The organism is Alkalicoccobacillus plakortidis (assembly GCF_023703085.1).
In the GTDB taxonomy this organism is placed as follows: Bacteria; Bacillota; Bacilli; order Bacillales; family Bacillaceae_D; genus Alkalicoccobacillus; species Alkalicoccobacillus plakortidis.
This window is the reverse complement of sequence record NZ_JAMQJY010000001.1, coordinates 1,221,409-1,234,273: the sequence shown is the minus strand read 5'-3', so window position 1 is coordinate 1,234,273 and position 12,865 is coordinate 1,221,409. Positions and strand designations below refer to the sequence as shown.

9 protein-coding genes and 3 pseudogenes are annotated in these 12,865 nt (G+C 40.3%); all 12 read left to right on the top strand.

The genetic code is table 11. The features are described 5' to 3' along the window. Window positions 1–8 precede the first annotated feature (8 nt). The 12 genes and pseudogenes from leuB (at window position 9) to yihA (ending at window position 12,849) form a co-directional block, all read left to right on the top strand. Window positions 9–1,094: a 3-isopropylmalate dehydrogenase gene (gene leuB / locus NDM98_RS06695; protein WP_251605623.1), complete on the top strand. Its 1,086-nt coding sequence runs from the start codon at window positions 9–11 to the stop codon at window positions 1,092–1,094. 31 nt (window positions 1,095–1,125) lie between these two features. After that, window positions 1,126–2,553: a 3-isopropylmalate dehydratase large subunit gene (leuC, locus tag NDM98_RS06690; protein ID WP_251605620.1), complete on the top strand. Its 1,428-nt coding sequence runs from the start codon at window positions 1,126–1,128 to the stop codon at window positions 2,551–2,553. Between the two features lie 5 nt (window positions 2,554–2,558). Beyond that, window positions 2,559–3,137: a 3-isopropylmalate dehydratase small subunit gene (gene leuD, locus NDM98_RS06685; RefSeq protein WP_251605618.1), complete on the top strand. Its 579-nt coding sequence runs from the start codon at window positions 2,559–2,561 to the stop codon at window positions 3,135–3,137. A gap of 166 nt (window positions 3,138–3,303) precedes the next feature. Beyond that, entirely contained in the window at window positions 3,304–3,426 is a 123-nt protein-coding gene (locus NDM98_RS23430) for a hypothetical protein (RefSeq protein ID WP_285803889.1), read from the top strand. Next, window positions 3,416–3,622: a tetratricopeptide repeat protein gene (locus NDM98_RS06680; protein ID WP_251605616.1), complete on the top strand. Its 207-nt coding sequence runs from the start codon at window positions 3,416–3,418 to the stop codon at window positions 3,620–3,622. The genes NDM98_RS23430 and NDM98_RS06680 overlap by 11 nt, the downstream gene beginning before the upstream one ends. Next, on the top strand, window positions 3,600–4,370 hold the full coding sequence (locus NDM98_RS06675; protein ID WP_251605614.1) for a hypothetical protein: 771 nt from the start codon (window positions 3,600–3,602) through the stop codon (window positions 4,368–4,370). The genes NDM98_RS06680 and NDM98_RS06675 overlap by 23 nt, the downstream gene beginning before the upstream one ends. 157 nt (window positions 4,371–4,527) lie before the next feature. After that, a pseudogene (gene tig / locus NDM98_RS06670) lies at window positions 4,528–5,819 on the top strand (trigger factor). Between the two features lie 340 nt (window positions 5,820–6,159). Beyond that, window positions 6,160–6,309 (top strand): annotated as a pseudogene (locus NDM98_RS06665) (ClpX C4-type zinc finger protein); the annotation flags it as partial. An 87-nt stretch (window positions 6,310–6,396) separates the two neighbouring features. Beyond that, window positions 6,397–7,671 (top strand): ATP-dependent protease ATP-binding subunit ClpX, encoded by a 1,275-nt coding sequence (clpX, locus tag NDM98_RS06660; RefSeq protein ID WP_251605612.1) that lies wholly within the window; start codon window positions 6,397–6,399, stop codon window positions 7,669–7,671. A gap of 390 nt (window positions 7,672–8,061) precedes the next feature. Beyond that, window positions 8,062–9,734 (top strand): annotated as a pseudogene (lonB, locus tag NDM98_RS06655) (ATP-dependent protease LonB). 208 nt (window positions 9,735–9,942) lie between these two features. Next, window positions 9,943–12,267 (top strand): endopeptidase La, encoded by a 2,325-nt coding sequence (lon, locus tag NDM98_RS06650; RefSeq protein ID WP_251605610.1) that lies wholly within the window; start codon window positions 9,943–9,945, stop codon window positions 12,265–12,267. After that, window positions 12,268–12,849, top strand: coding sequence for a ribosome biogenesis GTP-binding protein YihA/YsxC (gene yihA / locus NDM98_RS06645; protein ID WP_251605608.1), 582 nt, complete (start codon window positions 12,268–12,270; stop codon window positions 12,847–12,849). Window positions 12,850–12,865: the final 16 nt, after the last annotated feature.

Sequence of the window (12,865 nt, the reverse complement as noted above, 5' to 3'; positions counted from 1 at the left end):
TTATATTTATGGAAAAAACGATAACGCTTCTACCGGGTGATGGAATTGGACCTGAGGTAGTAACAGAGGCAACACGTGTTTTAGATAAGATTGGAATTGAGTTTGGTCATAAATTTAACTATCAAACGGCAGCAATCGGAGGCACTGCAGTCGATCAGTTTGAAGATCCACTTCCGAAAGAAACGTTGGACCTATGTAGAGAGTCTGACGCCATTCTTCTAGGAGCGGTCGGTGGACCAAAATGGGATAGCTATCCTGCACACCTTCGTCCTGAAAAGGGTCTTTTGAGAATTAGAAAAGAGTTGCAGTTATTCTCTAATTTACGTCCGGTTTCTATCTATAATAGCTTGGTTTCAGAGTCTACTATCAAAGAAGAGGTTGTGCGAGGCATTGATCTATTAATCGTCAGGGAGTTGACGGGTGGTCTTTATTTTGGTGAACCGAGCGAGCGCTTGGACGTTGACGGAGAAGAAGCAGCCGTTGATACTCTTTCATACAAACGTAGTGAAATTGAACGAATTGTTCGTATGGCCTTTGAATTAGCAGAGGTACGTGGCGGTAAGGTCATGTCTGTAGATAAAGCGAATGTTTTGGAATCAAGTAGACTATGGAGACAAATCGCCAATGAAATAGCAGAAGAATTTCCAAACGTCACACTTGAACATATGCTTGTAGATAACGCTGCGATGCAGTTGATTCGGAATCCGCGTCAATTTGACGTATTGGTAACTGAAAATTTATTTGGTGATATTCTAAGTGATGAAGCATCGATGATCTCTGGATCACTAGGTTTACTTCCATCAGCAAGCTTAAGTGCAGAAGGTCCAGGCATTTATGAACCAATTCATGGATCGGCACCGGACATCGCTGGTAAGGGATTAGCTAATCCATTAGCAACCATCGCTTCTGTTGCCATGATGCTTAAATATGCGTTCAAAATGGAATTAGAGTCTGAAGCAATTATGGATGCAATTAACCAGGCATTAGATTCTGGCGTTAGAACGGCTGACCTTGTATATGGAAATCAAGAAGCAGTGTCCACAACTGAGATGACGGACACAGTTCTTCACTATATAACGAAAAGCACCAAATAAATAAACAATGTCAAAAAGAGGAGGAATCGCAATGGCACCTAAAACAATTATCGAGAAAATATGGAATGCACATGAAGTGACGGCAGAAGAGGGGAAACCAAGCTTATTATATGTAGACTTACATCTTGTGCATGAAGTAACGTCTCCACAAGCGTTTGAAGGCTTACGTTTAGCTGGCAGAAAGGTAAGACGTCCAGATCTCACGTTTGCGACAATGGATCACAATGTTCCAACGGTGAATCGTTATGATATTACTGATATGATCGCACGTAAACAAATGGACACTCTTGCGGAAAACTGTAAAGAATTTGGAGTGGAAATTGCTGACCTTAGAAGTCCTGAAAATGGCATAGTTCATGTAATTGGTCCTGAGCTAGGACTAACACAACCGGGTAAAACCATTGTGTGTGGAGATAGTCATACGTCAACTCATGGCGCATTTGGTGCCATTGCTTTTGGAATTGGTACTAGTGAGGTTGAGCACGTTCTTGCCACTCAATCCTTGTGGCAATCGAAACCTAAAACACTTGAGGTACGTATAACAGGTGCGCTTGGTACTGGTATTTCTGCAAAAGATGTTATTTTAGCGATTATCTCTAAGCTTGGAGTAGATGTTGGTACAGGTTCCATTATTGAATTTACAGGCGAAGCGATTCGTGGTTTAACGATGGAAGAGCGAATGACCATTTGTAATATGTCAATTGAAGCAGGCGCTAAAGCTGGCTTAATCAGTCCAGACCAAGTGACTTTCGATTATTTAGAGGGACGCACTTATGTGCCTCAAGGTGAGGCCTTTGAAGTGGCAAAGCAGCAGTGGAGTGAGCTTGCTACAGATGAGGGAGCCGTTTATGATCGGACCGTGACAATTGATTCATCTGAGATTGAACCGATGGTAACCTGGGGAACAGATCCTTCGCAAGGAGTGCGCATTTCCGAGTCCGTTCCATCTCCAGATGATGCGACAAGTGAATCGGAAAGAAGAGGTATCGAGCAGGCGTTAGAGTACATGGACCTAACACCGGGTACACCGATTTCTTCTATTAAAGTACAACATGTGTTTATCGGCTCCTGTACAAACTCTCGTATCAGTGATTTAAGAGCTGCAGCGGGAGTCATACAAGGACAAAAAGTTTCAGATCACGTTCGTGCGTTAGTTGTTCCTGGTTCACAGCGTGTTAAAAAGCAGGCGGAAAAAGAAGGATTGGATCAACTATTTAAAGCAGCAGGATTTGAATGGCGTGAATCAGGCTGTAGTATGTGTCTGAGTATGAATCCTGACGTTGTGCCTGAAGGGGAACGTTGTGCGTCCACATCTAACCGTAACTTTGAAGGAAGACAAGGGAAAGGCTCCCGTACGCACCTAGTGAGTCCTGAAATGGCGGCAGCAACAGCGATTGCAGGTCATTTTGTAGATGTACGATCATTTAAGTCTGAAGTAGCAGCTTCTGAGAGAGGGTGAGGTAGATGGAGCCATTAACAATTCACACAGGGCAAACGGCAGCATTAAACCGTGTAAATGTCGACACAGACCAAATCATTCCAAAGCAGTTTCTAAAGAGGGTTGAGAGAACGGGATTTGGACAATTTCTATTTTTTGATTGGCGTTTTTTAGAAGATGGAACCGATAATCCAGAGTTTTCATTAAACAAACCGGAAGCAGCAGGTGCTTCGATCTTAATTGCTGGTAATAATTTTGGTTGCGGTTCTTCAAGAGAGCATGCTCCTTGGTCCTTACATGATTATGGGTTTCGAGTGATCATCGCGCCAAGTTTTGCCGATATTTTTTATAATAACTGTGTAAAAAATGGAATGTTGCCGATTCGACTTGAAGAGCAAAAGGTTAACACATTACTTGCACACGCAGAGAATGGAATCTATTCATTAACTGTTGATTTGGAGCAGCAAACAATCAAAGGTGGAGAATTTGAGGCTAGCTTTGAAATTGATCCATATTGGAAGAAAATGCTCATAAATGGTTGGGATGAAATTGGGTTAACATTGGTGCATGAAGAGAAAATAAAAGAGTTTGAAGAAGCTAGATAAAGGGTAAAATAACCCAAAATGAGGAGATGTCTTTGTATAAAGATATCTCCATTTTTCTAAAGGTTGACGTTCTGTTGCTTATGCATTTGTATTGGGAAGGATGAACTGGTACACTTTACCTAACATTTGAACGAAGACTAGTCCAATAGGAGCGGGAGCAAAACGAATGACCGACAAATCTCATCAAAACAATGAAAACAATATCATTCTTTATCCTGGCTTAGTACGAAGGCTACTCGAGTTAGGTATGGATTCGCTTAAGGCTAAAGAAGGTCAGCTTGGCGTATGACTACTTTCAGCAAGCTGAAATGATTGAGCCTGAAAATCCAAAGGTCCGGTTTGGAAAGATGCTTAGTTTGGTTGAGCTAGGACGACTTGAAGAAGCAGTCAGAATGACAGACAAGCTATTAAAAGAAGGAACAGGCGATTATTTCGAAAATTTGCAAGTACATATCTCTTTACTTGTCCAAGCTTTCCCGTTATGAGGAAGTTATTGAACTGCTAGATGCCGTATTAGCAGAAAATCGTTTTCCACCTCAACACGCTGAAAGTCTTTATAAGCTTCTTCATTTCAGCAGACAGATGACAGAAGATGTGTACCTAACTGATTCGATTCAGTCAACTAATGAGTTAGGCGATGTAGAATTCGAGGAAACAGTAAAACTCCAGTCAAATAATCCTGAATTGCAATGGCAAGCAATCCAATACCTAAGCAAAGCAAATCAGCGTCAGATGGCACCAACTTTAATTACATACATAGAAGACCCCAAAAAAGATTTGTTGTTAAGAAGTTACGCTCTCCAACTTTTAATGGAATGGGAGATTGAAAGTGTTGTAACCATTACAAAAATAGGGCAAACAAAAAAAGTGATTCCTGCTACGCTCAAAAGTCAGGATCAAATGTCCGTTTTTGCGAGTGAGATGAAACAACGTCTTTCAGAACAACTAGAGCATGAAAATCCAATTCTCTATGAGATGGCTACACAAATGATGATCATGCATTTGCTGATCCTTTTTCCTTTCCTGCCTGAAAAAAAAGAACAGGATGTGTACGCTGCATCTTTTCATATGATTGCTTGTGACCGAATTGCAAGTGATTATAGTGAAGAACAGATAGCAACTCAATACAATTCAGAACTATCAGAAACACTTGAGAAAATAGAACTAATTGAAGAATTAGAAAAACAAATTTTTAGGAATGGTTTAACCGATTTAAAAGAAACAGATACATAATCGATACATATGTTAAAAAAAATTTAACAAGCGCCCTGTTAATTCAGGCGCTTCCATTGAAAAGCAAGGGCTTTATGTTATAATAGTGTGGTTGTCAATCATGAATAACGGAAATCAATCGTTTTAACGAACGAAGATATAGTTGGAGGGAACACGTATGAGTTCAAAATGGGAAAAGCAAGAAGGAAACCAAGGAGTTTTAACAGTAGAGGTTGAAGCTGAAAAAGTAACAACAGCATTAGATGAAGCATTTAAAAAAGTATCAAAAAAGGTTAACATTCCAGGATTCCGTAAAGGGAAAGTACCACGCGGTTTATTCGAAAAGCAATTTGGCGTTGAATCACTTTATCAAGACGCACTAGATATTCTTCTTCCTGAAGCATATGCAGCAGCAGTTGATGAAGCTGAATTACACCAGTTGATCGTCCTGATATTGACGTTGAGAAAATGGAAAAAGGTAGCGAGCTTATTTTTAAAGCTACAGTTACAGTTAAACCTGAAGTTGAGCTTGGTGAATACAAAGGTCTTGAAGTTGAAGCTCAAGACACAGAAGTAACAGAAGAAGATATCGATGGTGAATTAAAGCATCTTCAAGGACATCAAGCTGAGCTTGTTGTTATAGAAGATGGTGCAATTGAAGACGGCGATACAGCTGTTCTTGACTTTGAAGGGTTTGCTAATGGTGAAGCATTTGAAGGCGGAACTGCTGAGAACTATTCACTTGAAATTGGTTCAAACTCATTTATCCCAGGATTTGAAGAGCAGTTAGTTGGTCTAAAAGCCGGAGATGAGAAGGATGTTGAAGTAACATTCCCTGAAGAGTACCACGCAGAGGATCTTGCTGGACAACCTGCTACATTTAAAGTGAAAATCCACGAAATTAAGCGCAAAGAACTTCCTGAGCTTAATGACGAGTTTGCTAAAGACGTGAACGAAAACGTTGAAACATTAGATGAGCTTAAAAAAGAATTACAAGAAAAGCTAGAAAAGCAGAAGAAAGACGCTGCTGAAAATGCAACACGCGAATCATTAATTGAGCAAGCAACTGAAAATGCAACAATTGATATTCCAGAATCAATGATTACAACAGAAACAGATCGTATGCTTCAAGAGTTTGGTCAACGTCTACAAAGCCAAGGTATGGACCTTGCGACGTACTACCAATTCTCTGGTCAAAATGAAGAAGCAATGCGTGAGCAGTTTAAAGAAGATGCTGGTAAACGTGTGAAAGCGAATCTAGTACTTGAAGCAATCTCTATCAAAGAAGAGATTGAAGTATCAGACGCTGATGTTGATAAAGAGCTTGAAAAAATGGCTGAAATGTATCAACGTTCAGTTGAAGAGATCCGTACAATCTTTACTGCTCAAGGTGGACTTGATAACTTGAAAGCAGATCTTAAGATTCAAAAAGCAATTGATCTTATTGCAGAAGAAAGCAAAACGGCTTAAGAATTACAGTAAAACAAGGTGCGGACTCTGACGCACCTTGTTTTTCTTCTAATGATTATTATGTATGCTGAACATGATTTTTGAACATGCTTAAGAGACTGTATGAAAAATCTTTCGCAAAAAAAGGATTTTAGACCAAGAATCTTGAATGTATACAGTATCTGAACATAAACTAACATATGACAGACGCTTTAAAAGAAACGTACATAGAAGTAGTTAATGAGTGTAGGGCAATTGAAATTGTGCTACAATAGCTGAAACTCATCACACCATAACAAAGGGTATAAGGTTTATTAGTTGTATCTGTTAGATAAATCGTTTAGTTTATAGGAGTGATCTCGTGTTTAATCAAAGTAAGAAAGAGCAATCGTGTTCTTTTTGCGGTAAAACGCAAGATCGAGTCCGTAAGATTATTGCCGGACCAGGTGTGTATATATGTGATGAGTGTGTAGAGATGTGTACAGAAATCATTGAAGAGGAATTTGGTTCTAGAAATTAGGGTGCTATCCATGATGAAGCTATATAAATAGTCATGACATTAGTGCGAATGATACAATATTTTGTGAGGGGTGATCTCATGTTTAAGTTTAACGAAGAAAAAGGACAATTAAAATGTTCTTTCTGTGGAAAAACTCAAGACCAAGTCCGCAAGCTTGTTGCGGGACCAGGTGTGTATATATGTGATGAATGTATTGAACTATGCACAGAGATTGTAGAGGAAGAGCTTGGAACGGAAGAAGAAGTAGAGTTTCAAGAGATTCCAAAACCATATGAAATCTGCGAAGTGTTAGATGATTATGTTATTGGCCAAGGTAGCGCCAAAAAATCACTATCTGTAGCGGTTTATAATCATTACAAGCGAATTAATTCTTTGAGCCGCTCTGAAGAGGTTGAACTGGCTAAAAGTAACATTTGTATGATTGGACCTACAGGAAGCGGTAAAACGTTGCTTGCTCAAACACTAGCACGCATTCTGAATGTTCCTTTTGCTGTTGCTGATGCTACATCTCTAACGGAAGTTGGCTATGTTGGGGAAGACGTTGAGAATATTCTTCTTAAACTGATCCAAGCAGCAGATTATGATGTAGAGAAAGCAGAAAAAGGAATTATCTATATCGATGAAATTGACAAAGTAGCACGTAAATCTGAGAATCCTTCGATTACACGTGATGTTTCTGGTGAAGGTGTTCAGCAAGCGCTGTTGAAAATTCTTGAAGGAACAACTGCAAGTGTGCCGCCTCAAGGTGGACGTAAGCACCCTCATCAAGAATTTATTCAAATTGATACAACAAATGTTCTATTTATCTGCGGAGGAGCATTTGACGGTATCGAGGCAATCATCAAACGTCGTCTTGGTAAAAAGATTATTGGATTTGGATCGGATACCAAACAAGACGAGCTAAAGCCGGGTGAATACTTAGCAAAAGTTCTTCCAGAGGATTTATTGCGTTTTGGTTTAATTCCAGAATTCATCGGTCGTTTGCCGGTTATTTCTAGCTTAGAGCCACTTGACTCTCAAGCACTTGTTGAAATTTTAACGCAACCAAAAAATGCGTTAGTGAAGCAATATCAGAAGTTACTTGAACTTGATGATGTTGAGCTTGAGTTCACGGAAGATGCATTAACTGAAATTGCAAATAAAGCCATTGAGCGCAAAACAGGAGCACGTGGATTACGCTCAATCATTGAGGGCATTATGCTTGATGTTATGTTTGACCTACCGTCTAGAGAAGATATTGTCAAATGTATCATTCACGACAAATGTATCACTGAAGGCGCAGAGCCAATTCTAAAAACAGATGATGGAACAGAAATTACCATCTCAAATAAAGAACCAAAAGAAAGTGCTTAATGAAAAGTAATTGAAAAAACAAAGAACGATCCTGTTTATAGGATCGTTTTTTGTTTGCGCTGATTACCGATAACGGGTGCTCATTACCGATAACGAGCGGTGATTACCGATAACGAGCGGTCATTACCAATAACAGGCGCTCATTACTGATATCTTGCTTACTTAACTATATCTCCCCTCTTATCCTACATAAAGTACACTCAATCACCGTAGGCTCACCCTCATTTAGAATGGCTTAAGCACTTTAAATTCTTTACCTTCTCCTGTTAATCCACATGCATCATTCAATCTCTTCCATTAATTACTATTAGATAGTCAAATATGCGGTAATGAGTCCACACTGGTTCGGTCATACTAAGCAAAGATTAGTGAGTGACAGGAGGAAATAGTGTGAATTGGACAAGTATAGTTTTAATGGTACAGCTGTTTTTTGGAGTTGTGATTGGGCTTTATTTTTGGAATTTGTTAAAGGGGCAACGTAGCCAACGAGTGAGTATTGACAAAGAATCCAAAAAAGAAATGGAACAGTTGAGAAAAATGCGCGCAATTAGCTTGTCTGAGCCTTTGTCTGAGAAAGTTCGTCCAACAGGATTTGAAGATATTGTTGGCCAGAAGGAAGGGGTTCGCGCTTTAAAAGCAGCGTTATGTGGTCCCAATCCACAGCATGTTATTATTTATGGCCCGCCTGGTGTAGGAAAAACAGCAGCGGCTAGACTTGTTCTAAAGGAAGCTAAAACTCATGCTTGGATCTCCTTTTGCAAAAGAGGCGGTATTTGTTGAATTAGATGGAACGACTGCCCGCTTTGATGAACGTGGTATTGCTGATCCGCTTATTGGTTCTGTTCACGATCCCATTTATCAGGGGGCAGGGGCAATGGGTCAGGCAGGGATACCACAGCCGAAGCAGGGAGCAGTATCTAAAGCTCACGGTGGAGTTTTATTTATTGATGAAATTGGCGAACTTCACTCTATCCAGCAAAACAAACTGCTGAAGGTACTAGAGGATCGGAAAGTCTTTTTGGAGAGTGTCTATTATAGTGAAGAAAATCAGCAAATCCCTAAACATATTCATGAGATTTTTCAAAAAGGACTGCCGGCTGATTTTCGCTTAATTGCAGCCACAACAAGACGCCCAGAAGAAATTCCTCCTGCGATCCGTTCAAGATGTATGGAAGTTTACTTTCGAGCACTAAAGCCTGAGGAAATTTTAAAAATTGCTAAAAATGCTGCTGATAAAATTCAGTTTGAACTCGAGGAAACAGCTGGAAGCAAAATTTCAAAATATGCTACAAATGGTCGCGAAACCGTAAATATTATTCAAATTGCTTCTGGTCTCTCATTAGCTGATGGACGTAAGGTGATTACTGTGAGTGATATTGAATGGGTGCTTCATGCTTGGCAGGTTTCTCCACGTCCAGAGAAAAGAATTCATGAAGAGTCTGTAATTGGTTTAGTAAATGGATTAGCTGTTTACGGTCCAAATATGGGTGCACTACTTGAGATAGAGGTGAATGTCATCCCACATTTGCAAAAGGGATCGATTAATATTACAGGTATTGCCGAAGAGGAGAGTACGGGAACGCAAGCACGCTCCATTCGTAGAAAAAGCATGGCCAAAGGTTCGGTTGAAAATGTGGTAACCGTTTTACGCAGAATGGGCCTTCCTACGTCTGATTATGATATCCATGTGAACTTCCCAGGAGGCGGGCCGGTTGATGGACCCTCAGCTTGGAATCGCGATTGCCTGTGGTATCTATTCAGCTATTCACGAACAACCGATTAGGCATGACCTAGCCATGACTGGAGAACTCAGTATCAGAGGTCACGTGAAGCCGATTGGTGGCGTAGTAGCAAAGGTTGAGGCGGCAAAGCTTGCAGGGGCAACGAAAGTCCTCATTCCTTTTGAAAATGCTGAGACCATCCTACAAGAAATTCAAGGAGTAGAAGTGATTCCTGTAAGAACTCTTGATGAAGTCTTGGAGCTTGCCTTACTTCCATCCGTGAAAGAAGAAACGATCCCTGCACAGGCAAAGCTGGATGATTCCGTTGCTACATCTGTATAAATAGACAAAAAAACCTGGATAAGATAGAATTGAGAAAGTGCTTGGATATGATTAGTAAGCTATTTGTTACGAAAAAGAATTGCCCATATGTGTGCGCGTAAAACGTAAAGAACGCATAGACTACGATAACAGCACGAGGATTAGGGTCTAGGGAGAAACTAATCCTCGTCTGATTTTGTCTGGAACAGGAATTCGGAGGTGTTTGCGGATGGTCGAAACAGAAAAGAAACGGCATATTCCGCTTCTGCCTTTGCGGGGATTGTTGGTTTTTCCAAAGATGGTTCTTCATCTTGATGTTGGAAGAACGAAGTCCGTAGAGGCCTTACAGCAAGCGATGGAAGATGACCAAGAGATTTTTCTGTCTACTCAGAAGGAAATAAAGCTAGACCAACCAACAGAAGATGATATCTATACAGTTGGTACATTAGCTCGTGTGAATGAAATGACAAAGCTTTCAAATGGTACAGTTCGTATCCATGTAGAAGGACTTCAACGAGCAAAAATTGAACGATATATAACAAATGAAAAATACCTGCATGTTGAGATTACAAAGATTGACGAGCAGGATACAGAAGTGACAGCAGAAGTACAAGCGATGATGAGACATGTCATGGCGATGTTTGAACAGTTCTCCAAACTCTCGAAGAAGATCTCGGCTGAGACGTTGGCTGTGGTTGCCGATATCACAGAAGCTGGGCGTCTAACTGATGTAATTGCTGCTAATTTGCCACTCAAACTGCAGCAAAAACAAGATCTTCTTGAAACAAGCTCCATTCATGCTAGGTTAGTAAAACTGATTGATATCTTAAATAATGAGCAGGAAGTTTTAGGATTAGAGAAGAAAATCAGTCAACGCGTGAAGAAGTCTATGGAAAAAACGCAAAAAGAGTATTATTTACGTGAACAAATGAAAGCCATTCAAAAAGAACTTGGAGATAAAGATGGTAGAACTGGGGAAGTGAGCAGTCTCAGAGAGCAGATTGAAGCGACTGAAATGCCTCCAACTACAAAGGAAAAAGCACTTAAGGAATTAGATCGCTTTGAAAAAATGCCTGCAAGCTCTGCTGAAAGCTCAGTATTACGCACGTATTTAGATTGGCTTATCCAACTTCCATGGGTGAAAGAAACAAATGATCAGCTTGATGTGATTCGTTCAGAAGAAATCTTAAATGAAGATCACTATGGTCTTGAAAAAGTAAAAGAACGAGTATTGGAGTATTTAGCTGTTCGTCAGTTAACTCAAGAGCTTAAAGGTCCTATTCTATGTCTAACTGGTCCTCCCGGTGTCGGAAAAACCTCATTAGCGCGCTCTATTGCCCGCTCTCTAAATCGTGAGTTTGTGCGTATGTCATTAGGTGGAGTTCGAGACGAAGCTGAAATACGTGGCCACAGACGCACATATGTAGGTGCGATGCCAGGTCGCCTTATTCAAGGGATGAAAAAAGCTGGAACGGTTAATCCAGTATTTTTATTAGATGAAATAGATAAGATGGCTCAAGACTTCAGAGGAGATCCCTCTTCAGCACTTTTAGAAGTACTTGATCCGGAACAAAACAATACATTCAGTGATCACTACATTGAAGAGCCTTATGATTTATCTAAGGTGATGTTTGTGACAACGGCAAATAATCTAGGCACGATTCCTGGTCCGCTTTTAGATCGGATGGAGATCATCTCAATAGCTGGATATACTGAGCTTGAGAAGAAGCAAATTGCAAAGAGCTACCTCCTGCCAAAACAAATCAAAGAGCATGGATTAAATGGAAATAAAATGCGTGTAACCGATGATGCGCTTGAAAAGGTCATTCGCTATTATACTCGCGAAGCAGGTGTCCGTAATTTGGAACGACAAATGGCGACATTATGTCGTAAAGCAGCCAAAATGCTTGTAACTGGTGAGAAAAAACGAGTGAACGTTACAGTGCAACTAGTTGAAACCATGCTTGGTAAGCCGCGTTTTCGTTATGGCTTAGCTGAAGTAGAAGATCAAATTGGCGCTGCTACAGGTCTTGCTTATACATCAGCTGGTGGAGATACGTTATCGATCGAGGTATCAGTTGTTCCTGGCAAGGGTAAACTGACTTTAACTGGTAAGCTCGGAGATGTTATGAAGGAGTCTGCACAAGCAGCATTTAGTTACATTCGTTCTCGCTCCAATCAATTAAATATCGATTCTTCCTTCCATGAAAACATGGATATTCATATTCATGTTCCTGAAGGAGCTACACCAAAGGATGGGCCATCAGCTGGTATAACGATGGCAACGGCTCTAATTTCTGCACTAACCGGACGAATTGTCAAACGAGAAGTCGGCATGACAGGTGAGATCACCCTAAGAGGGCGAGTATTACCAATCGGTGGTTTAAAAGAAAAATCAATGAGTGCGCATCGTGCAGGTCTTAAGACCATTATTATTCCACAAGATAATGAGAAGGACCTAGACGATATTCCAAAGAGTGTACGCGATGAACTTCAATTTATTCTCGTGTCACACCTTGATCAGGTGTTGGAACACGCTTTAGGAGAAATATAAATGAAAATAACAAAGGTTGATCTTGCGCACATCGCCGTCAAACCTGAACAGTATCCAAATACCTTTCTGCCGGAGATTGCCTTGGCAGGGAGGTCTAATGTTGGGAAGTCTTCTTTTATTAATAAAATGATAAACCGTAAAAGCTTGGCTAGGACCTCAGGTCAACCAGGCAAAACTCAAACTCTTAATTTCTATGAAATTAATGAAAAGATTCATTTTGTTGATGTACCTGGATACGGATTTGCTAAGGTTGCTAGATCTGTGCGTGATCAGTGGGGAAAAATGATCGAGCAGTTTTTTATGGAACGTGAGCAGCTTAAAGGTGTTGTCTTGTTAATTGACTCGCGACATAAACCTTCAAAAGAGGACAAGCTCATGTATGACTGGTTAATCCATTTTGAGATCCCGGTCATCTTAATCGCAACCAAATGTGATAAAATCCCCAAATCAAAATGGCAAAAGCATCTCAACATTATTAAAGACGAGCTTGGTAAACGAGAAGAAGACCAACTCATTCTCTTTTCATCAGAAACAGGTTACGGCAGAGAAACAGCATGGCGTACGATTCAAAAAGTGATTTAAGAAAAAAACAGAACCA

Coding starts and splice junctions, on each gene's coding strand:
- leuB (WP_251605623.1), top strand. CDS start 9: ATGGAAAAAACGATAACGCTTCTACCGGGTGATGGAATTGGACCTGAG.
- leuC (WP_251605620.1), top strand. CDS start 1,126: ATGGCACCTAAAACAATTATCGAGAAAATATGGAATGCACATGAAGTG.
- leuD (WP_251605618.1), top strand. CDS start 2,559: ATGGAGCCATTAACAATTCACACAGGGCAAACGGCAGCATTAAACCGT.
- NDM98_RS23430 (WP_285803889.1), top strand. CDS start 3,304: ATGACCGACAAATCTCATCAAAACAATGAAAACAATATCATTCTTTAT.
- clpX (WP_251605612.1), top strand. CDS start 6,397: ATGTTTAAGTTTAACGAAGAAAAAGGACAATTAAAATGTTCTTTCTGT.
- lon (WP_251605610.1), top strand. CDS start 9,943: ATGGTCGAAACAGAAAAGAAACGGCATATTCCGCTTCTGCCTTTGCGG.
- yihA (WP_251605608.1), top strand. CDS start 12,268: ATGAAAATAACAAAGGTTGATCTTGCGCACATCGCCGTCAAACCTGAA.